The sequence below is a fragment of the Pseudomonas sp. GM30 genome (genome assembly GCF_000282275.2).
Classification (GTDB): Bacteria; Pseudomonadota; Gammaproteobacteria; order Pseudomonadales; family Pseudomonadaceae; genus Aquipseudomonas.
The window spans coordinates 277,107-298,687 of record NZ_AKJP02000031.1 but is presented as its reverse complement, the minus strand read 5'-3'; the positions used below and the strand labels follow the sequence as shown (position 1 = coordinate 298,687).

The following is a 21,581-nucleotide window of genomic DNA, read 5'->3' as shown; positions in this document are numbered from 1 at the left end:
TGTATATCCGTTGCGTTCGGGTGTTGCGGCTGGCGGTTTCGCCCTTACGGCGACTCCCGTTGGCAAACGCCCAAAGGAAGCAAAGGTCTGGGCCCCGGCGTTCGGCCCTCGCTTAGGCTCGGGTTCCTTCGTTGCGGGATTCATCCGGGCGCATCGCCTCCGGTTTGCTTCGCTGCACCTCCTCTCGATGTGTTTGGCTGCGCCAAACGGTCGCTGCGCTCCCACCCCCGGATAAACCCCTCCACTCAGCCTGCCGATGGGGCCGGCACGGCAAGATCAAGAGCTTTCGGCGAGCTGACACTCGGCCATTTGAGTGGTGAAGAGCATGCGGTCTGTCTGGACTGCTTTGCTTTTCTGTAGGAGTGAGCCTGCTCGCGATGGCGTCCTGAGAGCCAACCATTCTCTAACTGAATATTTTCAATGGCAGTCAGCCCACTATCCACAAAAAAGCCACCTCTCGGTGGCTTCTCTCAACTCTCGACCATCAGTCGTAGATCACTTTCTTTTTCCAGTCCGCATCGGCTTCGACTTCTTTGAGGCCTTCGGTCAACTGGTTTACTTCGCCCTCGACCGGGGCAATCTTGTCCATGACCTGGGCATTGGCGCGGGCCAGGAGTTTTTCCAGGTATTGCAGTTGTTCCGCGTACATCTGCGGGTCTTGCTGTTTGCGCAGGTATTGCACGCCGCGTTCGAAGGCGAGGCGGGCCTGGCCGGGTTGGTTTTGTTGCAGGGATTGTTGGCCGAGGTTGTTGAAGAATTCGATGTGCAGCAGGACCAGGATGTGGCGGACTTCCTTGATCCAGTGTTTGGCTTCGTTTGGTGGCAGGAAGCCGTCGTGGGCGGCGCGGGTGATCTGGCCGTGCAGGGCTTCGAGCAGGAAGCGGACGTCTTTGGCTTTGGCCTCGGTCAGGATCGGTGCCGGCGGGTTGTTGACCGGGATCGATTCGCCCTGGGCCACCAGTGCGCTGAGTTCGGTGATCCGCGCTTTCAGGGTAGCGCTGGTTTTTTCCAGGTTCAGCAGGCGTTGGCAGACGTTCAGTTCCAGACGGGTCAGCAGCAGCTTGAGTGCCGGGGTCATGAACTGGCCGGGGAAGGTTTCGGTCAGTTCGCCGCAGCGGCGCAGGCGGTCGTTGAGTTCGACTTTGGTGCGGGCCTTCTCCAGTTTGTTGTTTTCCACCACATGGTTCATGTAGCCAATGGCGATCAGAATTGCGATCCCGGCTATGACTAGCAGGGTGATCATGAGTGGTGTCACCGGTAAGACCTCTTTATAGGGTTCGCATGCGAGTGTAGTGGCTGGACATTCAGGCGCCCAGCGCCGCTCGACGAGTTGATTCAGCAGCTTCTGTCTATATCGGCTGCACACTGCTTATATGAATGCTGGCGCAAGGTGCGCAGATTGCCATCATTGTGTTGCGGACTATAACGCCTTGGCGAGTGGCGGAATATAGGCGTCAATCGTCGGGCGACGGAAAAGTCCGAATGCTCCCGTAAAGCAGGTCGAAGTCATTGATTTAAATAAATTTATATTCGGGGGTTGACGACCTCTCAAACCATCCATAGAATGCGCGCCACTTGCAGCGTAAAGCACACAGCGAAACGCGGCAGGGAGTGAATGTTGTAGCGTGTCCCCTTCGTCTAGTGGCCTAGGACACCGCCCTTTCACGGCGGTAACAGGGGTTCGAGTCCCCTAGGGGACGCCAATGCGGGAATAGCTCAGTTGGTAGAGCACGACCTTGCCAAGGTCGGGGTCGCGAGTTCGAGTCTCGTTTCCCGCTCCAATTTTAAACAGCACTGCTTTCGGGCGGGGCTGAGTGAAACCAGAACCAAGTCTTCGGACGCGGGTCTGGACACCGAAACACACACCATGTGTTCCGGGTAGCGTGTCCCCTTCGTCTAGTGGCCTAGGACACCGCCCTTTCACGGCGGTAACAGGGGTTCGAGTCCCCTAGGGGACGCCATTTGCGGGAATAGCTCAGTTGGTAGAGCACGACCTTGCCAAGGTCGGGGTCGCGAGTTCGAGTCTCGTTTCCCGCTCCAAATTCTAAAAGCGCCGCTCAGTGAGCGGCGTTTTTATTAGTGAAAGTTGTAGCCTGTCCCCTTCGTCTAGTGGCCTAGGACACCGCCCTTTCACGGCGGTAACAGGGGTTCGAGTCCCCTAGGGGACGCCATTGCGGGAATAGCTCAGTTGGTAGAGCACGACCTTGCCAAGGTCGGGGTCGCGAGTTCGAGTCTCGTTTCCCGCTCCAATTTCACAAAAACGCCGATCAGTGATGATCGGCGTTTTTGTTTGTGCAGCGTTTTGAACGCAACAAAAAGGACCTTCGGGTCCTTTTTTGTTTTCACGTCAGGCCCGCTGAAGCACGGGCCTGTGCCTTATCAGAGCTTCGGTAGCTGGCCGACACGCCCCATCATTTCCGTGACGATCTGCAGATCCAGCAGGAACTGGTCAACCGTCTTGAACTCGCCATCGGTATGCCCGGTGTATTTCACCTCAGGTCGCGCCAGGCCGAATTGCACGCCATTCGGCAGTTCATGTACCGAGGTTGCGCCGGCAGACGTGCCGAACTCGTGCTTCATGCCCAGATTTTCGGTGGACACCGCCAGCAGGGCTTTGACCCATTCGCCTTCCGGATTGCGGTACATCGGTTCGGCGATCGAGTAGGTGAAGTTCACGGCAACGTGGGTTTTCTTGCTCCAGGCCGCCAGCTTGTCAGCGATTTCTTTCTTCAGCACTTCTGGCGATTTGCCCTTCGGCACGCGCAGGTTGACTGCCAGTTTGAAGGCTTTGTCGTCCACGCCAACGTAGGTCAGCGAGGTGGTCAGCGGACCCATGAACGAATCGGAGAAGCCCACGCCGAGTTTTTTTCCGAGGTAATCCAGGCCCCAGTTGTTGGACGCATAGCGTGCAGCGTCGGTGATCTGGTTGTGCTTGAGCGCCACCTTGCCGTCGAGGCTGTTGATGAAGTCGAGCATCCGTGCGACCGGGTTGACGCCGGAATCGGGCTCGGAGGAGTGCGCGGACACACCGGTGACGCTCAGCTTGACGTCTTTGCCATCAACCTTGGCCGCGACTTCGAAGTCACCACCGTGTTTTTTTGCGTACTCGTTGCCGGCCTTTTGCAGGCTCGCCGCCAGTTGCTCGGGCTGGTCGCTGACGAGGGTCGCGACCGAAACCGATGGAATCTGGTTGGTTGCCAGGCCGCCGGTCATCGAGATGATTTCTGCGCCGCTGCCTTCAGCCTTGCGCAGCGGGAAGTTGGCCATGACCGTGCCGTAGCCTTTCTCGGCGATGACCACCGGGTAGCCACCGTCCAGCGCCATGTTGTAGTTCGGCGTCGGGTTGTGTTCGAAGTAATACGGGATCGCGTCGCCGGTGGTTTCTTCGGTAGTGTCCACCAGCAGTTTGAAATTGCGTGCCAATGGCAGCTTTTCTTCCTTGATCACTTTCATCGCGTACAGGGCGACGACGATGCCATTCTTGTCGTCTTCGGTGCCGCGACCGTACATGCGGTTGCCGATCAGCGTGACTTTGAACGGATCGAGTTTGGTGCCGTCTTTCAGCACCCAGTTTTCCGGGGTGACCGGCACCACGTCGGCATGCGCGTGGATGCCCACGACTTCGTCGCCGCTGCCGTCGAGGGAAATTTCATAGACGCGGTTGTCGACGTTGCGGAACTTCAGGTTGAACGATTCGGCCAGGTTCTTGATCTTTTCGGCGATCTTGATGAACTCCGGGTTGTCGTGCTGGGCCACACCTTCTTTCTGGAAGGTCGGGATTTCCACCAGTTCGCGCAGGGTTTCCAGGGCGGCTTTGCCGTACTTGGCGCGGGTGTAGATGCCCAGCAGACGATTGATCTCGTTCTGCTGCTCGGCGGTCAGGGTCTTGTTGTCGAGAAAACCATTGATCGCCGGGGCGAGGTTGTCGGTCTTGCTCAGATCGCTTTTCGCGACGGCACCGAGAAACTGACGAAAATCGCTGACCGTCGTATCGCTGAAGGTCTTGAGGATCGCAGCACTTTGCTCAGGGGTGATGTTGGCCTGGGCAGGCAGGGTGAACGACGAAAGACTGGCCAGAGCCAGGCTGGCAGCAGCCAGGCGCTTGAAAGAAAAATTCATTGCGGTGGGCATTCCTTTGCAGGCAGTTGAGAGGGAAGTGTTTGAAAGTTGAAACAAATCTTTTCCAAACTAACACCGCGAAGGTGTTTAAGGGGAGTCCCTGAAGTGGGATCCGTCGCACAGAAATGCAAAAGCGGCGCACAAACGAAAAAGGCCCGAGCAGTGTGCAACTGATCGGGCCTTGTTTTTGGGCGCAGCGTTTACATCGACAGCACCAGCCTGCCGGCGAACAGAATCAGGATCACACCCATGCTGCGCTCGAACCAATGGCCCATGCGCATGAACAGGTTGCGTACCCGGCTGCTGGAGAAAAACAGCGCGACGATCACAAACCACAGCGCATTGACGAAGCACATCCACACCCCATACAGCGCCTGAATATTCAGCGGGGTGCTGGCGCTGATGATCGTGGTGAAGATCGCCAGGAAGAACAGCGTGGCTTTGGGGTTGGTGGCATTGGTCAGAAAACCGGTGCTGAACGCCTTGAACAGCGACTGCTCGACCAGCGGCTCGTCAGCGCTATTTTCGCCTTCTAGCGTGGTCTTCGGTTTACTGCGGATCAGGCTGATGCCGAGATAGAAGATGTACGCGCCACCGATCACCTTGGCCACCGTCAGCAACCACGGCGTGGTGTGCATCAGGGCGCCAACCCCGAGCAAGGTGTAGAGAACGTGCACGGAAATGCCGGCGCCGATGCCCAGTGCGGTGCAGATGCCCACCAGTCGGCCGAAGCGCACGCTTTGGCGAATGGTCACGGCAAAGTCCGGGCCGGGAGCGACCACGGCCAGAAAGTGAATGGTGGCCAGCGCCAGAAACTCGCCCAGGTAGTTCGATAACATCTCAGCTCCAGAAGGTCAGGGGTGAAGCATTGCCGCGATAGCCGACAAAGAACGAAAGGCTCAGTCGCGGATCCGTTACGCCCGGGGTCACCGAGTGCATGCAGCGCGAATTGAACATGATGAAATCTCCCGGCTGCGGCCGCACTTCCAGGGTCGGTGGGCCGAGCAGCGCCGGGTCGATGCCGTAACTGTCGCCACGCATCTGGTCGAACTGATCCGGGGTGATGTCGTCGTCCCACATCTGCAGTGCGCCGCCCTCGGTCGGCATGTTCAGGTACACGTTGCAGGCGAATTGCGCTTCCAGGCTGCGGGCCTGAAAGCTGTCCGGAGCGTCCTTGGCGAAAATGTCGTGGTGGGCGAGGAAGCACACGCCGGGTTTGACCACCCGCGACAGGCCGACATACATCTTGCGCCCATAGAGGTTTTCCAGATGCGCGCCGGCCGGCCACGACTCGTCGAGCATGCAACGCAGGGTGTCGACCGGCGAGGAGTAGGGCGCACAGCGCTCGCGCAGTTCGGCGATGTTGCGGGTGGCGCGTTCGAAGTAGTCCTCGATCAGCAGCGGCTGATTTTCCGCCTCGTAAAACGCCATGCCGATGCGGCCGATGCTCGGCGCGTTGATGTAGCCCTCGAAGCCCGGAGCAAGAATCTTGTCGCCAATCTCGATCGCCAGCGGCTCGGGCAAGAAGCCTTTGACGCGGATGGCGAGGACTTCTTCGTTGGCCAGTTTTTTTATGCACGTCTCATCGAGACGCTCGACGTCTAGCATCATTGTTTTTAGGTCCATCTATCGATAGTCAACGGAACCGGCGAGTGCGGTTCCCCGGCGTCGAACGCTGCGCGGAGCAGCGTCCGAGATGCTTAATCCACGCTGTAGTGGACGGATAACGTGCCTTTCTTCTGCGAAAGCGAGGCGATCGTGACTGTGCCCAAATCCTTCAGGCTGCGTACATGGGTGCCACCGCAGCCATAGGCCGGCAGCTCGCCGAAGCCGATTTCCCGCGCGCCTTCGCGCAGCGAGGTCAGGCGCGGCAGATCGTGTTCGATCCACTGACTGATACCGTGTTGAACGGTTGGCGCGTCGACTTCCTGAGCGGCATCGCCCGGCTTGAATTGCACCCGGCCCTCGTCCGGCCAGTGGTGCGCCTTGATCGGCGTCCAGCCCATGGCCTGCAGGAAATGCCCGATCAGGTGCCCGGCCGAATGCATGCGAGTGTTGTAGCGGCGCCGTTGTTCATCCACATGAATGCAGGTCATGCCCGGTTTTACCGGGCGATCGACGTAATGCACGATCCGGTCAGGTTCCTGCACCACGCGCAGCACCTGGCTTTCGCCGATCATGCCGGTGTCACAAGGCTGACCACCGCCTTGCGGATGAAACAGCGTGGCGCGCAGCACCACGGCAAATTCGTTCTCGTGGGGCGTGCAGTCGAGGACTTCCACATTAGCCTTGAGGTCATCACTATGGAAAAAGAGGCGAAGCGTCATATTCCATGCCCTTATTAAAGTGTCTGTTTTTATTATATGAATCGTGCAATAACGTGATAATCCGTTCAAACATCAAAGGACTTGTGCGCTGTGAGCATCAATCTTCCGCTGCCACTGCTTGGTGAAATGGCGATCTTCGTCAAGGTCGTGGAGACCGGCAGTTTTTCCGAGGCGGCCCGCCAATTGGGCTCGTCGCCGTCGGCGATCAGTCGCAGCATTTCCCGCCTGGAAAAGGCCTTGGCCACGCGTTTGCTGCAGCGCACCACGCGCAAACTGCGCCTGAGCGACGGTGGCGAGGAAGTGTTCAAGCGCTGTCAGGAGATGGTCAGCGCCGCCAAATCGGTGATGGAGATCAGCGGGCAGTTCACCCACGAGGCGGAAGGGCGGGTGCGGGTCAGTGTGCCGAAAGCGGTCGGGCGTTTCGTGATTCATCCGCACATGCCTGAGTTTCTGCGGCGTTATCCGAAAGTCGATGTCGAGTTGCTGCTGGAAGACCGCCAGGTTGATCTGATCGACGATCATGTCGACCTGGCGATTCGCATCACTGATCGACCGCCGGCCGGGCTGGTTGGACGGCAGTTGCTGACCATCGACCATTTGCTCTGCGCCACCCCGCAATACCTGGCCGAACATGGCACGCCGACGCATCCGCATGACCTGCTCGATCACAGCTGCATCTATCTGGGGGAAACCCCGAGCGATGCACGCTGGAAATTTAAGAAGGGCAGCAAAGCGGTGACCGTCGGCGTGCGTGGCCGCTATGCCGCCAACCATACCGGCGTGCGGCTCGGGGCAGTGTTGCAGCACATTGGTATTGGCAGCTTGCCGTACTTCACTGCGCGTTATGCGCTGGAGCAGAAGTTGATTGTGCAGGTGCTGCCGGAGTGGACGTTTCTCGCTTCCTACCACGGTGGTCTGTGGCTGCTGCACTCACCGACGCGTTACCTGCCGCCGAAGTTGCGGGTATTCATTGATTATCTGGTGGAATGTCTGGAGAAAGAGCCGACGTTGAGCAAGCCGGGCAAGGCGGGGGCGCCGAATAATCTAGCGATGGCCTACGAGCTGCCCGAAAGCGAAGGATTGTTGTAAACGCCGAACAATAAAAAGGCCCGCGTGGATCACCATGCGGGCCTTTTCGTAACCGGGCAGAAACTCAGTGCTTGCTGTCCTGGGCAGACATCGCCAGCAGCTGTTTTTCCTGATTCCAGTCGAACGGTTCGTCGTTCTGTTCGGCTTCGTAGCGACGTTCTTCCAGTGCCTGATACAGGTCGATTTCTTCATCGGACAGGTAATGCAGGCAGTCGCCAGCGAAGAACCACAGCAGATCCCGCGGAATCAGGTGGGCAATTTGCGGATAACGGGTAATTACTTGGGTCAGGATGTCCTGGCCCAGGTACTGGCTTTCGATCGGATCGATCGGCAGGGACGCCAGCAGTTCGTCAAAGCGCTCCAGGAACAAGGCATGGCTTTCTTCGGGAACCTGTTCGGCCTCACCTACGGCGACCAGGATACTGCGCAGGTGGTCGAGCAAAACCAGATGATCGGCAACGACGTTGGACACGAGATAAGTCCTCAAGAGCAAAACGGGCGCGGGAGTATAAAGCTGTCGCGCCCGTTTTTCACAAATAAACAGCTACACGGTCGTCAGCATCAGCGGACTTTGCCCTCAGCCTGCTTCAGTTCTTCCTTGTCGAAATCATCGACGTCGATCACCTTGCGCCGTGCCGCTTCGGCGTCGCGCAGGGTCTGCGCTTCCGCCGCTTGCAACACCCCGGCCTCCAGTGCGGCGTCGATGGCGTGTTCGCCGGCGACCGGTTTGACCTGACCGCTTTTCAGCGCCGTGTGCAGTTTCTTGTGCAGCGGTTGTGCGGCATTCAGCAGATCGCTGGCGTGTTGCAGGGCACCAACGGCATCGTCGGCGGACTGCGGGCGATAGCAGCCGGCGAGCAGTTCTTCGAGGGTCGGATCGCCTTTGGCCCGGCCGATCACTGCGGCGACTTCGGCACCGAGCTTGTCCGATGGGCCTTTGTGGCGACGGCCGAACGGGAACACGATCACTCGCAGCAGGCAGCCAAACACTTTGTTCGGGAAGTTGCTCAGCAGCTCATCCAGCGCCCGTTCCGACTGGCCGAGGCTTTCTTCCATGGCCCAGCGGAACAGCGGCTCCATATGCGCCGGCGAATCCAGGTCGTGATAACGCTTGAGCGCAGCGGAGGCCAGATACAGGTTGCTCAACACATCGCCCAGACGTGCGGACAGGCGTTCGCGACGCTTCAGTTCGCCACCCAGCAACATCATGCTGAAGTCGGCGAGCATGGCGAAAGCCGCTGCCTGACGGTTCAGCGCGCGGAAGTAACCCTGGCTGATCCTGTCCCCGGGTGCATGTTCGAAGTGGCCCAGGCCCAGGTTCAGCACCAGGGTGCTGGCGGCATTGCTGACGGCAAAACCGATGTGTTTGAGCAGCAGGCCATCGAATTCTTTTAGTGCCTGTTCCTTGTCTTCACGGCCGGCGAGGGCCATTTCCTTGAGGACGAACGGATGGCAGCGAATGGCGCCCTGACCGAAGATCATCAGGTTGCGCGAGAGGATGTTCGCGCCTTCCACGGTGATGAAGATCGGCGCGCCATTCCAGCTGCGCCCGAGGTAATTGTTCGGCCCCATGATGATCGCCTTGCCGCCGTGTACATCCATGGCGTGGGTGATGCACTCGCGGCCGCGTTCGGTCAGGTGATACTTGAGGATCGCCGACAGCACCGACGGTTTCTCGCCCAGATCCACCGCGTTGGCGGTGAGCATGCGCGCGGCGTCCATCATCCAGGCGTTGCCGCCGATGCGTGCCATGGCTTCCTGAATGCCTTCGAAGGCCGACAGCGGGACGTTGAACTGCTCACGAATCTGCGCGTATTGACCGGTCACCAGACTGGTGAACTTGGCCGCGCCAGTGCCGACTGCCGGCAGCGAAATCGAACGCCCGACCGACAGGCAGTTCATCAGCATCATCCAGCCCTTGCCGAGCATGTCCTGGCCGCCGATGAGGTAGTCCAGCGGGATGAACACGTCTTTGCCCGAGTTCGGGCCGTTCATGAACGCGGCACCCAGTGGCAGGTGACGACGGCCGATTTCCACGCCCGGTGTATCGGTGGGGATCAGTGCCAGGCTGATGCCGAGATCTTCCTTGTCGCCCAGCAGATGTTCCGGATCGTAGGCCTTGAAGGCCAGACCGAGCAGGGTCGCGACCGGGCCGAGGGTGATGTAGCGTTTTTCCCAGTTCAGGCGCAGGCCGATGACTTCCTCGCCTTCCCATTCACCTTTGCAGATGATCCCGGTGTCCGGCATGGCGCCGGCATCGGAGCCGGCCAGCGGGCCGGTGAGGGCGAAACACGGAATGTCATCACCACGGGCCAGTCGCGGCAGGTAGTGATTGCGTTGCTCGTCGGTGCCGTAATGCAGCAGCAGTTCGGCCGGGCCGAGGGAGTTGGGCACCATCACGGTGGAAGCAAGGTCGCCACTGCGGGTCGCGAGTTTCATCGCCACCTGCGAGTGGGCGTAGGCGGAAAAGCCCTTGCCGCCGAATTCCTTGGGAATGATCAGGGCGAAGAAGCCGTGTTCCTTGATGTGGCTCCAGGCTTCGGGCGGCAGGTCCATCGACTGGCCGATCTGCCAGTCAGTGACCATCGCGCAGAGCTCTTCGGTCGGGCCGTCGATGAACGCCTGTTCCTCTTCGCTCAGTTGCGCCTTGGGATAGGACAGCAGTTTGTCCCAGTCGGGGCGGCCGCTGAACAGCTCGCCGTCCCACCACACGGTGCCGGCATCGATCGCGTCGCGTTCGGTCTGCGACATCGGTGGCAGGGTTTTCTGGAACCAGTTGAACAGCGGCGCGGTGAAGTGTTTGCGGCGCAGGTCAGGCAGCAGCAACGGCGCGGCAACCGCCGCAAGCACCACCCACAACACCAGCAGCAACCAGCCCGGGGCATGGCTGAAAATACCCATCGCCAGCAGGTAAATGGCGACGATACCCAACGCGGGCAGGGGGGCGATGCGGCGGTGGGCGAGATACGCCACACCGACGATCAGAACCAATATCCACAACAACAGCATATGTAATCCTCCGTGAACCAAGGCAAATCGACCCTCCAGAGCTTAGACGGCATCTGTAAAACCGGGTGGTCAGAACCTGGTGATTGAACTCGTGGGAAACCCCGGATGGTTTTCGTAGGTTCGGTGGGCAACACCCGTGGGAAATCGTTCGCCGTTCCCGCGTCTTCGCGTGCATGTTTGGCCGAAACGTCGTTATCTCTGTGCTTGAGCTGTCGCTAGACTCGGGGCTCACCCAGGAGAACATCGTCATGCGCGAGTATCTGAGCCCCGGCCGCTTCATCGATAGTGACCACCCGGCAGTGGTGGAGTTCGCCGAACAACACCGCGGTGCCAGCCGCGACCCGCTCGCGCAGGCGATCAGTCTCTATTACGCCGTGCGCGAAGCGGTGCGCTACAACCCGTATACCTTCAGCCTCGACCCGCAGACCCTGTGCGGCAGTCATGCGCTGGCGGCCGGGGAAAGTTATTGCGTGCCCAAGGCCACATTGCTGGCCGGGTGCGCACGGCATTGCGGCATTCCCGCACGCATCGGTCTGGCCGACGTCAAGAATCACCTGTCGACCCCGCGTTTGCTGGAGTTGTTGCGCAGCGATGTGTTCGCCATGCACGGTTACACCGAACTGTTCCTCAACGAGCGCTGGGTCAAAGCTACGCCGGCCTTCAATCAGCAACTCTGCGAGCTGTTCAACGTCGCACCGTTGGACTTTGACGGGATCAATGACAGCGTTTTCCATCCGTACAACCGTGACGGCGCGCTGTTGATGGAGTATCTGGTCGATCACGGCCAGTTCACCGATGTGCCGGAGCAGTTCTTCTTCGAACACCTGGAAAAATGCTACCCGCATCTGTTTGGCGAGCATCAGGCGAAGGTGCTGGGCGATATGCAGAGTGATTTGAGTCGGGTCTGATCCGGCGTATGCTGCCTGCCCACTCACTTGAAAAGAGGCGGTCATGCTGAAGATCTGGGGACGGAAAAACTCATCGAATGTCAGGAAGCCACTGTGGGCCGCCGAGGAACTGGGCCTGGCCTACGAGGCGATTGACGCCGGCGGCGCCTTCGGTGTGGTCGACACGCCTGAATACCGGGCGATGAACCCGAACGGCCGGGTACCGGTGATCGAAGATGATGGTTTCGTGCTGTGGGAATCGAATGCCATCGTGCGTTACCTGCTGGCCAGGCATGCACCGAACAGCGCCTGGTATCCGGCAGACCTGCAAGCCCGGGCCATCGCGGACAAGTGGATGGACTGGACCACCTCGAGTTTTGCCGGACCATTTCGCACCGTGTTCTGGGGCGTGCTGCGCACGCCAGCGGACCAGCAGGACTGGCCGGCAATCAACGCCGCGATCAAGGAGTGCACGGCGCTGCTGGCCATGGCCGATCAGGCCCTTGCCAGCCAGCCATACCTGTCCGGCAGCGAAATCGGCATGGGCGATATTCCGCTGGGCAGTTTCATTTATGCCTGGTTCGAGATGCCGATCGAACGCACCGCGCAGCCGCATCTGGAAGCGTGGTATGCACGGTTGAAGCAGCGTCCGGCTTATCAGAAAGCAGTCATGACCGCGTTGACTTGATAATAACTATCGACACTCTTGACTGTACTTGTGTAGCGGCGGCAAGCACCATTGCGCTCATGCGCCGTGGTTGTTTTGTTCGCCGCCCGGCCCAATCTTTCCTTTTCTTCCCTTCTTGGTGCGTAAATCCGATATGAGTTCCGCTCTGTCCATCCGGCAGCTAACCAAAACCTACGGCAACGGGTTCCAGGCCTTGAGTGGTATCGATCTGGACGTCGCCGAAGGTGACTTTTTCGCCTTGCTCGGCCCCAACGGCGCCGGCAAATCCACGACCATCGGCATTCTCTCGACCCTGGTCAACAAGACCAGCGGCACGGTGAATATCTTCGGTCATGACCTGGACAAGAATCCCGCCGCGCTCAAGCGTTCGATCGGCGTGGTGCCCCAGGAATTCAACTTCAACCAGTTCGAAAAGACTTTCGACATCGTCGTGACTCAGGCCGGTTATTACGGCATCCCGGCGAAGATCGCCAAGGAACGCGCCGAGCAGTACCTGACCCAGCTCGGCCTGTGGGACAAGCGCGATGTGCCGTCGCGTTCGCTGTCCGGCGGCATGAAGCGACGTCTGATGATTGCCCGTGCCCTGGTGCATGAGCCGCGCCTGCTGATCCTCGATGAGCCGACCGCTGGCGTCGACATCGAACTGCGTCGCTCGATGTGGACGTTCCTCACCGAGCTGAACCAGAAAGGCATCACCATCATCCTCACCACGCACTACCTGGAAGAGGCCGAGCAGTTGTGCCGCAACATCGGCATCATCGATCACGGCACCATCGTCGAGAACACCAGCATGAAACAGCTGCTGGGCCAGTTGCACGTCGAAACCTTCCTGCTGGATCTGAAAAACGACTTGCACGCCGCGCCGCAATTGCTCGGCTATCCCGCCCGTTTGCTCGACGGCCATACCCTGGAAGTCCAGGTCGACAAATCCATGGGCATCACCGCGCTGTTCACCCAATTGGCGCAGCAGAACATCGAAGTGTTGAGCCTGCGTAACAAAACCAATCGCCTCGAGGAGCTGTTCGTGTCCCTGGTGGAGAAAAATCTGTCGAAGGTGGCGGTATGAGTTCCGAGTTCCGCCCCAACCTCGTCGCCCTCCAGACCATCGTTTATCGCGAGGTCAAACGCTTCACGCGGATCTGGCCGCAGACCCTGCTGCCGCCGGCGATCACCATGGTTCTGTACTTCGTGATTTTCGGTAACCTGATCGGCAAGCAGATTGGCGGCATGGGTGGCTTCAGTTACATGGAGTACATCGTGCCGGGACTGATCATGATGTCGGTGATCACCAACTCCTACGGTAACGTGGTCTCGAGTTTCTTTGGCAGCAAGTTTCAGCGTTCCATTGAGGAGCTGATGGTCTCGCCGGTGTCGCCGCACACCATCCTGATCGGCTTCACCATTGGCGGCGTGCTGCGCGGTTTGATGGTCGGGGTCATCGTGACCATTCTGTCGCTGTTCTTCACTCATCTGCAGGTGCATCACCTCGGCGTGACCTTGCTGGTGGTGATCCTGACCGCGACGATCTTCTCGCTGCTGGGCTTCATCAACGCGGTATTTGCGCGCAACTTCGATGATATTTCGATCATCCCGACGTTTGTGCTGACCCCGCTGACCTACCTGGGTGGGGTGTTTTACTCGATCACCTTGCTGCCGCCGTTCTGGCAGACCGTGTCGCTGGCCAACCCGGTGCTGCACATGGTCAATGCCTTCCGTTACGGCATTCTCGGGGTGTCGGATATCAAGATCGGCATCGCGATCACCTTCATGCTGGTGGCGACCGTGGTGTTGTACCTCGGTTGTGCGCGGTTGCTGGTGAGTGGGCGCGGGATGCGGACCTGATCCAATGTGGGAGCGAGCTTGCTCGCGAATGCAGACAACACAAAACTGAACGGCCTCCCACTGCGGAGGCCGTTTTGCATTCAGCGCATGCGGCTTTTCTTGCGCCGCGCCCATTGCCGCGCCACCCACCAGCGCCAATACAGCATCACCGTGAAGTAGGCGAGGATGCCGAGTAGCAGCCCGCATACCACCGACCCGAGCAAAAAAGGCTGCCACATTGTTGAGAGCTCTCCGCTGATCCATTCCCAGGTCAACGAATCGGGCAGGGTGCGGGCGGGCACATTCATCAACCAGGCTCCGGCCTGATAAGTACAGAAAAACACCGCCGGCATGGTGATCGGGTTGGTCAGCCACACGAGGCTGACGGCAATCGGCATGTTGCCGCGCACGGTGATCGCCAGTGCCGCCGCCACCAGCATCTGCGCCGGAATCGGCAGGAACGCGGCGAACAGGCCGACGGCCATCGCCCGGGCCACCGAATGCCGATTGAGGTGCCAGAGGTTCGGGTCATGCAGCAACTTGCCGAGAAAGCGTAAGGATTTGTGTTCCCTGATGCTCGTCGGATCGGGCATGTAACGTTTGAATAAGCGCCGGGGCATAAGGCTTCTCGGTCGGTTAAGGCGGCAAGTATGTCTGGATTCTACGAAGCGCCCATTCAGACTTTGTGACAATTGTTGACGACGACCCGCCCTCATACCAGCTACGCCTAATGCAGGAACTCTCAAGGACGGGCTTATGCGCACAGGGATGATGGCGCTGGCAGTCGGTCTGCTGGTTCCGGTTTTTTTGCCGGTTTTACCGCCGGTCGGGTTGATGATGTTGTTGCCGTTGGTGGGACTGATGTTGCTGCCGTTTCGCAGCTATCCCCTGGCGTTTCTGCTATTCGGTTTCACCTGGGCGTGCGTCAGTGCGCAATGGGCGTTGAATGATCGCCTGCCGGAAGCGCTTGACGGCGAAACCCGTTGGGTCGAAGGGCGGGTGGTCGGTTTGCCGCAAACCAGCGAGGGCGTGGTGCGGTTCGAGTTGGCCGATGCCCGCTCGCGACACGAAAAATTGCCGTCGTTGATGCGTCTGGCGTGGTACGCCGGGCCGCCGCTCAACAGCGGTGAGCGCTGGCGCCTGGCGGTGAAGCTCAGGCGCCCCGGTGGTTTGCTCAATCCCGACGCCTTCGATTACGAAGCCTGGCTGTTGGCGCAACGCATCGGCGCGACCGGCACGATCAAGGATGGTCAGCGCCTGGCGGAGGCAAACTGGGCTTGGCGCGACAGTATTCGGCAGCGCTTGCTTGAAGTGGACGCGCAGGGCCGGGGCGGTGCATTGACGGCGCTGGTGCTCGGCGACGGCTCCGGGCTCAGTCGTGAGGACTGGCAGATCCTGCAGGACACCGGCACCGTGCATCTGCTGGTGATTTCCGGTCAACACATCGGGATGTTGGCGGCGGTCATCTATCTGTTGGTCGCCGGGCTGGCGCGCTACGGCTGGTGGCCGCTGCGCTGGCCATGGCTGCCATGGGCCTGTGGGCTGGCGTTTGCCGCGGCGCTCGGTTACGGCTTGCTCGCCGGGTTTGATGTGCCGGTGCAACGGGCCTGCGTGATGGTCGGGCTGATGTTGTTGTGGCGCCTGCGCTTTCGCCATCTCGGCGCGTGGTGGCCGCTGTTGCTGGCATTCGATGCGTTGCTGTTGCTAGACCCGTTAGCCAGTTTGCGTCCGGGTTTGTGGCTGTCGTTCGCTGCTGTGGGGATTTTGATTTTTACCTTCGGCGGGCGGCTCGGTGCGTGGAAATGGTGGCAGACCTGGACCCGGGCGCAATGGCTGATTGCGCTGGGGCTGTGCCCGGTGTTGCTGGCGCTGAATTTGCCGATCAGCCTCAGCGGGCCATTGGCAAATCTGCTCGCGGTGCCGTGGCTCAGTCTGCTGGTGCTGCCACCGGCGCTGCTCGGCACGCTGTTGTTGCCGGTGCCTTACGTCGGTGCAGGCTTGTTGTGGCTGGCCGGTGGTTTGATCGACTGGCTGTTTCGTGGCTTGTCGGTGATCGCCGGGGCTTGGCCGGCGTGGATCTCGCCGTCGCTGCCGTGGTGGGTTTTGCTGCTCGGCAGTCTCGGTGCCTTGCTGTTGCTATTGCCGCGCGGGGTGCCATTGCGACCGTTGGGCTGGCCGTTGCTGTTGATTCTGCTGGCGCCGCCTCGCGAGCGGGTGGCCGAGGGGCTGGCCGATATCTGGCAGCTCGATGTCGGTCAGGGTCTGTCGATCCTGATCCGCACCCGTCATCACACGTTGCTTTATGATGCCGGCCCCCGCTTCGGCGATTTCGATCTGGGGGAGCGAGTGGTGCTGCCGGCGCTGCACAAACTGGGGGTCAAGCGCATCGACCTGATGCTGCTCAGTCATGCCGACGCCGACCATGCCGGGGGTGCGCTGGCGGTATCGCGGCGGCTGAAAGTGACGCGGGTGATCAGCGGCGATCCGCCGGGGCTGCCCGCCATACTGCGCGCCGAGCCCTGTGAAAGCGGGCGCCAATGGCAGTGGGACGGGGTCCGGTTTAAGTTGTGGCAATGGTCGGCGGCCAATGACAGCAATCAGCGCTCCTGCGTGTTGCAGATCGAGGCCAATGGCGAGCGTCTGCTGCTGACCGGCGATATCGACACGGCTGCCGAACGGGTTCTGCTGGAGAGTTCGTTGGCGGTGCCGACGCACTGGCTGCAGGCACCGCACCACGGCAGCCGCAGTTCCTCGTCGATGGCTTTGCTCAGGGACTTGAAGCCGCATTCGGTGCTGATCTCTCGGGGGCAGGGCAATTCGTTCGGTCATCCACACCCGCTGGTGCTCGCGCGTTACCGCCAGCAAGGGTTGCGCATCTACGACAGCGCGCAGCACGGCGCCATTCAACTGCGCCTGGGCAGCTTTCAGGCGCCGTGGCTGATGCGTCAACAACGGCGTTTCTGGCGTTGAAACACCATTGATCGCGGGATCGCCGAATGTGGCATCAGGTCGTCGGGGCAGCGGGTCTTAATCGCGAACCGGTATGGTAAAGTGGCGCACTTTTTCGAGGGGACTGTCACTGTGTGGGAATTGGTCAAATCCGGCGGCTGGATGATGTTGCCGATCATTCTGAGTTCCATCGCGGCCATGGCGATTGTCGCCGAGCGCCTGTGGACCCTGCGCGCCAGCCGCGTCACCCCCGAGCATCTGCTGGGCCAGGTCTGGGTCTGGATCAAGGACAAGCAGCTCAATAAAGAAAAGCTCAAGGAATTGCGCGCCAATTCGCCGCTGGGTGAAATCCTCGCCGCGGGTCTGGCCAACTCCAAGCATGGTCGCGAGATCATGAAGGAATGCATCGAAGAAGCTGCCGCGCGGGTGATTCACGAGCTCGAACGCTACGTCAACGCGCTGGGCACGATTGCCGCCATGTCGCCATTGCTGGGCTTGTTGGGCACGGTACTGGGCATGATCGACATTTTCAGCGCCTTCACCGGTTCCGGCATGACCACCAACGCCTCGGTACTGGCCGGCGGTATTTCCAAGGCGCTGATCACCACGGCGGCGGGCCTGATGGTCGGTATTCCGTCGGTGTTCTTCCACCGTTTCCTGCAACGCCGCATCGACGAACTGGTGGTGGGCATGGAGCAGGAAGCGATCAAGCTGGTCGAAGTGGTGCAGGGCGACCGTGACGTCGATCTGGCCGGGGACAAAGCGTGAAATTCCGTCGCAAGCCTCGGGAAACGATCGACATCAACCTCGCGTCGCTGATCGACGTAGTGTTCATCCTGTTGCTGTTTTTCGTCGTGACCACCACCTTCACCCGCGAGACCCAGTTGCGTGTTGATTTGCCGGAGTCGGTCAGCGGATCGCCGGCCGAAGACCAGCAGCTCAAGCAGCTGGACGTCGCGATCAGCGCCGAAGGCGTGTTTTCGGTGAACAACAAGATTCTGCCGAAAAACGACTTGGCAACGCTGATGGAAGCCATGCAGAAAGAAGCCAACGGTGACACCAACATGCCGTTGTCGATCAGCGCCGACGGCAAGACCCAACACCAATCAGTGATCACCGCCATGGACGCGGCCGGCAAGCTCGGTTTCAGCCATCTGCGCATGACCACGGTCGAGGCGGTGCCCAAATCCTGATGAGCCTGTCCGATCGTTTGCTCGCCGCGTGGTATCAGGGGCATCCGGCCCTGACGCTGCTGCGGCCGCTGGAAATGCTCTACCGCCGCGTGGTGGTCAACAAGCGTCAGCGCTTTCTCGACGGCGAAGGCCAGATCTATCAGCCACCGGTACCGTTGATCGTGGTCGGCAACATCACGGTGGGCGGCACCGGCAAGACACCGATGATCCTGTGGCTGATCGAGCATTGCCGCCGCGCCGGTCTGCGGGTTGGCGTGGTCAGCCGTGGCTATGGTGCCAAACCGCCGCAACTGCCGTGGCGGGTCGAGGCCGATCAAGGCGCCGACGTCGCCGGCGATGAGCCGCTGTTGATCGTGCAGCGCACCGGCGTGCCGCTGATGATTGACCCTGATCGCAGCGCGGCGGTCAAAGCGTTGCTCGCCAGTGAACCTCTGGACCTGATCCTCTCCGACGACGGCATGCAGCATTATCGCTTGGCGCGGGATCTGGAGCTGGTGCTGATCGACGCCGCCCGAGGTCTGGGTAACAAGCGTTGCCTGCCGGCAGGCCCGTTGCGCGAGCCGATCGAGCGTCTGCAAAGCGTTGATGGCGTGCTGTTCAACGGTGCCACGGCGGATCGTGAAGACGGTTTTGCCTTTCACCTGCAACCGACGGCACTGGTCAATCTGCGCAGTGGCGAGCGCCAGCCGCTCGAGCATTTTCCTGCTGGTCAAGCGGTGCACGCGGTGGCCGGGATCGGCAATCCGCAACGTTTCTTCAATACCCTCGAAGCGCTAGACTGGCGAGCAGTCCCCCATGCGTTTGCCGACCACGCCGAATACAGCGTGCAGGCCTTGAATTTCACACCGTCATTGCCGTTGGTGATGACCGAAAAGGACGCGGTGAAGTGCCGTGCCTTCGCAGCAGACGACTGGTGGTATCTGGCGGTCGATGCCGTGCCGTCACCGGCCTTCGTGGCCTGGTTCGACACCCAGTTGATGCGCCTGTTGCCCGATCGTCTTTTGCCTTAACTCTTTATCCAGGGAATGTTCATGGACACCAAATTGCTCGACATCCTCGCGTGCCCGATCTGCAAAGGCCCGCTCAAGCTCAGTGCCGACAAGACCGAACTGATCAGCAAGGGCGCAGGGCTGGCCTATCCGATCCGCGACGGCATCCCGGTGATGCTCGAAAGCGAAGCGCGTACCCTGACCACCGACGAGCGTCTGGATAAATGACCACTGCCTTCACCGTTGTCATCCCGTCGCGTTACGCCTCGACCCGCCTGCCGGGCAAACCGCTGCTGGAGATCGCCGGCAAGCCGATGATCCAGCACGTCTGGGAACAGGCGAGCAAAAGCAGCGCCAGCCGCGTGGTGGTGGCGACCGACGATGTGCGCATCGTCGAGGCCTGCAAAGTGTTCGGCGCGGAAGTGGTGCTGACCCGTGAAGATCACAATTCCGGGACTGACCGCCTGGCGGAAGTCGCGGCGAAGCTGGGTCTTGCGCCGGACGCGATTGTGGTCAACGTGCAGGGTGATGAGCCGCTGATCCCGCCGAGCGTGATCGATCAGGTCGCGGCCAATCTCGCGGCCCACACCGAAGCGCGCATGGCCACCCTGGCCGAGCCGATCGAAGACGTGGAGACCCTGTTCAACCCGAACGTGGTCAAGGTCGTCAGCGACCTCAACGGTCTGGCGCTGACCTTCAGTCGCGCCACCTTGCCGTGGGCCCGCGATGCCTTCGCCAAGAGCCGCGAGCAGTTGCCCGAAGGCGTGCCGTACCGTCGCCACATCGGCATTTATGCCTACCGTGCCGGGTTCCTCCAGGACTTCGTGAGCTGGGGCCCGTGCTGGCTGGAAAACACGGAATCCCTCGAACAACTGCGTGCCCTGTGGCACGGCGTGCGGATTCATGTCGCCGATGCGTTGATCGCGCCGCCAACCGGGGTCGATACCGTTGAAGACCTCGAGCGCGTTCGTCGCCTGCTGGAGGCCTGATGCGCGTTCTGTTCGTGTGCCTGGGCAACATCTGCCGTTCGCCCACCGCTGAAGGCGTGCTCCGTCACAAACTGCGTGCAGCCGGGCTGGCGGATCAGGTCGAAGTGGCCTCCGCCGGCACCGGTGACTGGCACGTCGGCAACCCGCCGGACAAGCGCAGCCAGGCCGCAGCCAAAGTGCGTGGTTATGACCTGTCGGCGCAACGTGCGCAGCAGGTCAGCCGCGCCGATTTCGCCAGTTACGACCTGATTCTGGCCATGGACAACAGCAACCTGCGTAACCTCAAGGCTCTGCAGCCGTCCACTGGCAAGGCCGAGCTGGACCTGTTCCTGCGCCGTTATGCCGGTGTGGTCGATGAAGTGCCGGATCCGTACTACGACGGCGATCAGGGCTTCGAGCAGGTGCTGGACCTGATCGAGGCAGCGTGTGACCAATTGTTGATCGAAGTGAAGGGCCGGTTATGAGTTTGCAGCTTCAATCACAGGTTTCGCTGAAACCGTTCAACAGTTTTGGCGTGGATGTGCGCGCGCAGTTGTTCGCCGAGGCCCACAGCGACGCCGACGTGCGCGAAGCCCTGGCCTATGCGACTGCCCATGATCTGCCGTTACTGGTGATCGGCGGCGGCAGCAACTTGCTGCTGACCGCAGACATCCCGGCGCTGGTACTGCGCATGGCCAGCCGTGGCATTCGGCTGATCAGCGATGACGGCAACCGCGTGGTGATCGAGGCTGAAGCCGGCGAGCCGTGGCATCCGTTCGTGCAGCACACGCTGGCGCAGGGTTTTTCCGGTCTGGAAAACCTCAGCCTGATCCCCGGTACTGTTGGCGCGGCGCCGATGCAGAACATCGGCGCCTACGGCGTCGAGATCAAGGATGTGTTCGCCGGGCTGACCGCGCTGGATCGCCAGACCGGCGAGCTGCGCGACTTCAGCCTGGAAGAATGCAACTTCGCCTACCGCGACAGCCTGTTCAAGCAGCAGCCGGGGCGTTGGCTGATCCTGCGGGTGCGCTTCAAGCTTGATCGGGTCGCGCATCTGCATCTGGAATACGGTCCGGTGCGTCAACGCCTGACCGAGCTGGGCATCGAGCAACCGACGCCCACCGACGTCAGCCGCGCGATCTGCAGCATCCGCAGCGAGAAACTGCCGGACCCGGTGGTGCTCGGCAATGCCGGCAGTTTCTTCAAGAATCCGCTGGTATCAGCGGCGGTGGTCGAGCAGATCAAGGCGCAACACCCGGATCTGGTGGCCTATGCGCAGCCGGACGGGCAGATGAAACTGGCTGCCGGCTGGCTGATCGAGCGCGCTGGCTGGAAAGGTTTTCGCGAGGCTGATGCTGGCGTGCACAAGTTGCAGGCGCTGGTGCTGGTCAACTACGGCGCGGCCACCGGCCTGCAATTGCTGGATCTGGCGCAACGCATCCAGAAAGACATTGCCGAACGTTTCAATGTCGAACTGGAAATGGAGCCCAATCGCTATTGAGGCTACGCTTTCAAGCAGCACCCAGAGCCCTGCACGAATGG

Annotated in this window: 21 protein-coding genes and 6 tRNA genes; 19 read left to right on the top strand and 8 right to left on the bottom strand. The window is 60.5% G+C overall.

The genetic code is table 11. The features are described from left to right. Window positions 1-484: 484 nt before the first annotated feature. Window positions 485-1,243, bottom strand: coding sequence for a hypothetical protein (locus PMI25_RS26415; protein ID WP_045122196.1), 759 nt, complete (start codon window positions 1,241-1,243; stop codon window positions 485-487). A gap of 384 nt (window positions 1,244-1,627) precedes the next feature. Between PMI25_RS26415 and PMI25_RS26410 the strand changes: the two genes are divergently transcribed. The 6 genes from PMI25_RS26410 (at window position 1,628) to PMI25_RS26385 (ending at window position 2,249) form a co-directional block, all read left to right on the top strand. After that, window positions 1,628-1,703, top strand: a tRNA-Glu gene (locus PMI25_RS26410). 2 nt (window positions 1,704-1,705) lie between these two features. Continuing rightward, window positions 1,706-1,781, top strand: a tRNA-Gly gene (locus PMI25_RS26405). A 104-nt stretch (window positions 1,782-1,885) separates the two neighbouring features. Further along, a tRNA-Glu gene (locus tag PMI25_RS26400) sits at window positions 1,886-1,961 on the top strand. A 3-nt stretch (window positions 1,962-1,964) separates the two neighbouring features. Then, a tRNA-Gly gene (locus PMI25_RS26395) sits at window positions 1,965-2,040 on the top strand. 55 nt (window positions 2,041-2,095) lie between these two features. Then, a tRNA-Glu gene (locus tag PMI25_RS26390) sits at window positions 2,096-2,171 on the top strand. Window positions 2,172-2,173: 2 nt separating this feature from the next. After that, window positions 2,174-2,249, top strand: a tRNA-Gly gene (locus PMI25_RS26385). A gap of 130 nt (window positions 2,250-2,379) precedes the next feature. On the opposite strand, the gene PMI25_RS26380 is transcribed toward PMI25_RS26385, so the two are convergent. The 4 genes from PMI25_RS26380 to PMI25_RS26365 all read right to left on the bottom strand — a co-directional run bounded on the left by PMI25_RS26380 (window position 2,380) and on the right by PMI25_RS26365 (window position 6,446). Continuing rightward, the gene (locus PMI25_RS26380; protein WP_007967556.1) at window positions 2,380-4,119 is read right to left on the bottom strand and encodes a dipeptidase; all 1,740 of its coding nucleotides are present in this window, start codon (window positions 4,117-4,119) and stop codon (window positions 2,380-2,382) included. A gap of 200 nt (window positions 4,120-4,319) precedes the next feature. Further along, a complete protein-coding gene (locus PMI25_RS26375) occupies window positions 4,320-4,958 on the bottom strand; it encodes a LysE family translocator (protein WP_007967558.1) in 639 nt (212 codons plus the stop codon). Between the two features lies 1 nt (window position 4,959). Beyond that, window positions 4,960-5,730, bottom strand: coding sequence for a 2OG-Fe(II) oxygenase (locus PMI25_RS26370; protein ID WP_007967561.1), 771 nt, complete (start codon window positions 5,728-5,730; stop codon window positions 4,960-4,962). An 89-nt stretch (window positions 5,731-5,819) separates the two neighbouring features. Next, window positions 5,820-6,446, bottom strand: coding sequence for a hypothetical protein (locus PMI25_RS26365; RefSeq protein ID WP_007967562.1), 627 nt, complete (start codon window positions 6,444-6,446; stop codon window positions 5,820-5,822). Between the two features lie 90 nt (window positions 6,447-6,536). On the opposite strand from PMI25_RS26365, the gene PMI25_RS26360 reads away from it, so the two are divergent. Continuing rightward, a complete protein-coding gene (locus tag PMI25_RS26360) occupies window positions 6,537-7,535 on the top strand; it encodes a LysR family transcriptional regulator (protein ID WP_007967564.1) in 999 nt (332 codons plus the stop codon). 64 nt (window positions 7,536-7,599) lie between these two features. Here PMI25_RS26360 and PMI25_RS26355 read toward each other — a convergent pair whose 3' ends face one another. Further along, window positions 7,600-8,007, bottom strand: a complete 408-nt coding sequence (locus tag PMI25_RS26355; RefSeq protein WP_007967565.1) for a PA2817 family protein — start codon at window positions 8,005-8,007, stop codon at window positions 7,600-7,602. A gap of 89 nt (window positions 8,008-8,096) precedes the next feature. Then, a complete protein-coding gene (locus tag PMI25_RS26350) occupies window positions 8,097-10,544 on the bottom strand; it encodes an acyl-CoA dehydrogenase (RefSeq protein WP_007967566.1) in 2,448 nt (815 codons plus the stop codon). A gap of 248 nt (window positions 10,545-10,792) precedes the next feature. On the opposite strand from PMI25_RS26350, the gene PMI25_RS26345 reads away from it, so the two are divergent. From PMI25_RS26345 to PMI25_RS26330, 4 genes are all read left to right on the top strand, one after another. Then, a complete protein-coding gene (locus tag PMI25_RS26345) occupies window positions 10,793-11,452 on the top strand; it encodes a transglutaminase-like domain-containing protein (RefSeq protein WP_007967567.1) in 660 nt (219 codons plus the stop codon). A 43-nt stretch (window positions 11,453-11,495) separates the two neighbouring features. Beyond that, a complete protein-coding gene (locus PMI25_RS26340; RefSeq protein ID WP_007967568.1) occupies window positions 11,496-12,119 on the top strand; it encodes a glutathione S-transferase family protein in 624 nt (207 codons plus the stop codon). A gap of 133 nt (window positions 12,120-12,252) precedes the next feature. Continuing rightward, window positions 12,253-13,185, top strand: coding sequence for an ABC transporter ATP-binding protein (locus tag PMI25_RS26335; RefSeq protein WP_007967569.1), 933 nt, complete (start codon window positions 12,253-12,255; stop codon window positions 13,183-13,185). Further along, window positions 13,182-13,961, top strand: a complete 780-nt coding sequence (locus PMI25_RS26330) for an ABC transporter permease (protein WP_007967570.1) — start codon at window positions 13,182-13,184, stop codon at window positions 13,959-13,961. The genes PMI25_RS26335 and PMI25_RS26330 overlap by 4 nt, the downstream gene beginning before the upstream one ends. 80 nt (window positions 13,962-14,041) lie before the next feature. Here PMI25_RS26330 and PMI25_RS26325 read toward each other — a convergent pair whose 3' ends face one another. After that, window positions 14,042-14,560 (bottom strand): DUF2062 domain-containing protein, encoded by a 519-nt coding sequence (locus PMI25_RS26325; RefSeq protein WP_007967571.1) that lies wholly within the window; start codon window positions 14,558-14,560, stop codon window positions 14,042-14,044. Between the two features lie 136 nt (window positions 14,561-14,696). On the opposite strand from PMI25_RS26325, the gene PMI25_RS26320 reads away from it, so the two are divergent. The 8 genes from PMI25_RS26320 (at window position 14,697) to murB (ending at window position 21,540) form a co-directional block, all read left to right on the top strand. Then, window positions 14,697-16,910: a DNA internalization-related competence protein ComEC/Rec2 gene (locus PMI25_RS26320; protein WP_007967572.1), complete on the top strand. Its 2,214-nt coding sequence runs from the start codon at window positions 14,697-14,699 to the stop codon at window positions 16,908-16,910. Window positions 16,911-17,021: 111 nt separating this feature from the next. Beyond that, window positions 17,022-17,657 (top strand): MotA/TolQ/ExbB proton channel family protein, encoded by a 636-nt coding sequence (locus PMI25_RS26315; protein ID WP_003227083.1) that lies wholly within the window; start codon window positions 17,022-17,024, stop codon window positions 17,655-17,657. After that, window positions 17,654-18,082, top strand: coding sequence for an ExbD/TolR family protein (locus tag PMI25_RS26310; protein WP_007967575.1), 429 nt, complete (start codon window positions 17,654-17,656; stop codon window positions 18,080-18,082). The genes PMI25_RS26315 and PMI25_RS26310 overlap by 4 nt, the downstream gene beginning before the upstream one ends. Next, a complete protein-coding gene (gene lpxK, locus PMI25_RS26305) occupies window positions 18,082-19,092 on the top strand; it encodes a tetraacyldisaccharide 4'-kinase (protein ID WP_007967577.1) in 1,011 nt (336 codons plus the stop codon). Before PMI25_RS26310 ends, lpxK begins: the two co-directional genes overlap by 1 nt. A 21-nt stretch (window positions 19,093-19,113) precedes the next feature. Next, on the top strand, window positions 19,114-19,299 hold the full coding sequence (locus PMI25_RS26300; RefSeq protein WP_003174668.1) for a Trm112 family protein: 186 nt from the start codon (window positions 19,114-19,116) through the stop codon (window positions 19,297-19,299). Further along, window positions 19,296-20,060, top strand: a complete 765-nt coding sequence (gene kdsB / locus PMI25_RS26295; RefSeq protein ID WP_007967579.1) for a 3-deoxy-manno-octulosonate cytidylyltransferase — start codon at window positions 19,296-19,298, stop codon at window positions 20,058-20,060. Before PMI25_RS26300 ends, kdsB begins: the two co-directional genes overlap by 4 nt. Next, window positions 20,060-20,524, top strand: a complete 465-nt coding sequence (locus tag PMI25_RS26290; protein WP_007967581.1) for a low molecular weight protein-tyrosine-phosphatase — start codon at window positions 20,060-20,062, stop codon at window positions 20,522-20,524. The genes kdsB and PMI25_RS26290 overlap by 1 nt, the downstream gene beginning before the upstream one ends. Next, window positions 20,521-21,540: a UDP-N-acetylmuramate dehydrogenase gene (murB, locus tag PMI25_RS26285; RefSeq protein ID WP_007967583.1), complete on the top strand. Its 1,020-nt coding sequence runs from the start codon at window positions 20,521-20,523 to the stop codon at window positions 21,538-21,540. Before PMI25_RS26290 ends, murB begins: the two co-directional genes overlap by 4 nt. Window positions 21,541-21,581: the final 41 nt, after the last annotated feature.

Coding starts and splice junctions, on each gene's coding strand:
- PMI25_RS26365 (WP_007967562.1), bottom strand. CDS start 6,446: ATGACGCTTCGCCTCTTTTTCCATAGTGATGACCTCAAGGCTAATGTG.
- PMI25_RS26335 (WP_007967569.1), top strand. CDS start 12,253: ATGAGTTCCGCTCTGTCCATCCGGCAGCTAACCAAAACCTACGGCAAC.
- kdsB (WP_007967579.1), top strand. CDS start 19,296: ATGACCACTGCCTTCACCGTTGTCATCCCGTCGCGTTACGCCTCGACC.
- PMI25_RS26320 (WP_007967572.1), top strand. CDS start 14,697: ATGCGCACAGGGATGATGGCGCTGGCAGTCGGTCTGCTGGTTCCGGTT.
- PMI25_RS26340 (WP_007967568.1), top strand. CDS start 11,496: ATGCTGAAGATCTGGGGACGGAAAAACTCATCGAATGTCAGGAAGCCA.
- murB (WP_007967583.1), top strand. CDS start 20,521: ATGAGTTTGCAGCTTCAATCACAGGTTTCGCTGAAACCGTTCAACAGT.
- PMI25_RS26350 (WP_007967566.1), bottom strand. CDS start 10,544: ATGCTGTTGTTGTGGATATTGGTTCTGATCGTCGGTGTGGCGTATCTC.
- PMI25_RS26415 (WP_045122196.1), bottom strand. CDS start 1,243: ATGATCACCCTGCTAGTCATAGCCGGGATCGCAATTCTGATCGCCATT.
- PMI25_RS26290 (WP_007967581.1), top strand. CDS start 20,060: ATGCGCGTTCTGTTCGTGTGCCTGGGCAACATCTGCCGTTCGCCCACC.
- PMI25_RS26330 (WP_007967570.1), top strand. CDS start 13,182: ATGAGTTCCGAGTTCCGCCCCAACCTCGTCGCCCTCCAGACCATCGTT.
- PMI25_RS26300 (WP_003174668.1), top strand. CDS start 19,114: ATGGACACCAAATTGCTCGACATCCTCGCGTGCCCGATCTGCAAAGGC.
- lpxK (WP_007967577.1), top strand. CDS start 18,082: ATGAGCCTGTCCGATCGTTTGCTCGCCGCGTGGTATCAGGGGCATCCG.
- PMI25_RS26380 (WP_007967556.1), bottom strand. CDS start 4,119: ATGAATTTTTCTTTCAAGCGCCTGGCTGCTGCCAGCCTGGCTCTGGCC.
- PMI25_RS26325 (WP_007967571.1), bottom strand. CDS start 14,560: ATGCCCCGGCGCTTATTCAAACGTTACATGCCCGATCCGACGAGCATC.
- PMI25_RS26345 (WP_007967567.1), top strand. CDS start 10,793: ATGCGCGAGTATCTGAGCCCCGGCCGCTTCATCGATAGTGACCACCCG.
- PMI25_RS26370 (WP_007967561.1), bottom strand. CDS start 5,730: ATGATGCTAGACGTCGAGCGTCTCGATGAGACGTGCATAAAAAAACTG.
- PMI25_RS26375 (WP_007967558.1), bottom strand. CDS start 4,958: ATGTTATCGAACTACCTGGGCGAGTTTCTGGCGCTGGCCACCATTCAC.